Source organism: Synechococcus sp. H70.1 (assembly GCF_047502705.1).
Lineage (GTDB): Bacteria > Cyanobacteriota > Cyanobacteriia > Thermostichales > Thermostichaceae > Thermostichus.
Genome location: NZ_JANSIV010000091.1, coordinates 1 through 871, shown reverse-complemented (window position 1 = coordinate 871; position 871 = coordinate 1). Strand labels below are relative to the sequence as shown.

General features: G+C 53.4%; 2 pseudogenes. Both read left to right on the top strand.

Annotated features, from left to right (window positions below):
* Positions 1-574, top strand: a pseudogene (locus NW827_RS06835) (hypothetical protein); the annotation flags it as partial.
* A gap of 22 nt (positions 575-596) precedes the next feature.
* Positions 597-871 (top strand): annotated as a pseudogene (locus NW827_RS06830) (hypothetical protein); the annotation flags it as partial.

The following is an 871-nucleotide window of genomic DNA, read 5'->3' as shown; positions in this document are numbered from 1 at the left end:
CTGTCAGCTCCGCTTTGGCCGCTGGGATCTCTACATGGAAATGCAGCGCTACTTTGGCCCCAGTTCTTTCGATTACCTGGCTATTATTCAACCTCGTACTTATGCCCCCCTCTTTTCTCTTGGGTACTGGCAGTCTTTGTTTTCCTTTTCCGAGGCTTTGGGGGATGGGATATGGGCCATTTCCCTCAGTCAACTGTTTGTTCCCCTCACCCTGGGATCCCTAGTTGTTACAGGCTTGCTGGATGGGTGGAGTGTCCTGGCCGGCAAGAGCCGGCGCTGGCAGGAGCGGCTGGGGCTCCATTTGGCTGCCTGGATTATGTTCTCCATTTCCGTGGCTGGCATGAGTGCCGTGGCCCAGAGAAGTATGATCCGCTACTGTCTGCCGATTCACACCCTGCAGGTGCTGGCCTGGTTGCATGGGATCAGATACACCGATTTCAGCTTCATTCCCCAACAGGTGCGTTTCTATCTTGGCAGTGTCCTGAGGCTGGGCTACTGGATCTTGGCTTTAGTCTTCTTTGCCCTAAACCAAATCCTCACCTGGCGCTACGTCCAGCATCTTTGGGTGGCTTGATCGAACCTTGGTGGTGAAGCTGATGAGTTTGCGCCCTGGCCCTCTGCTGCAGCAGATTCGCAAATGTTTAGTTGGCTTTTCTACTCGGATTTTTTTGCTGGGCTTAGCGCTGACTATCCTGCAAGTGTTGGCGATATACCTCTGGACAAAACGCGGCAGCTATGCTTCTGCTTTTATAGCCCTGAGCCAGCGCGATAGCTATTGGTACCTGAGCATTGTGGAGCGGGGGTATCAGTTTGTGGGCTTTGACAAGATTGCCTACGAGCAGAGCAATGCAGCTTTCTTTCCCGGCTATCC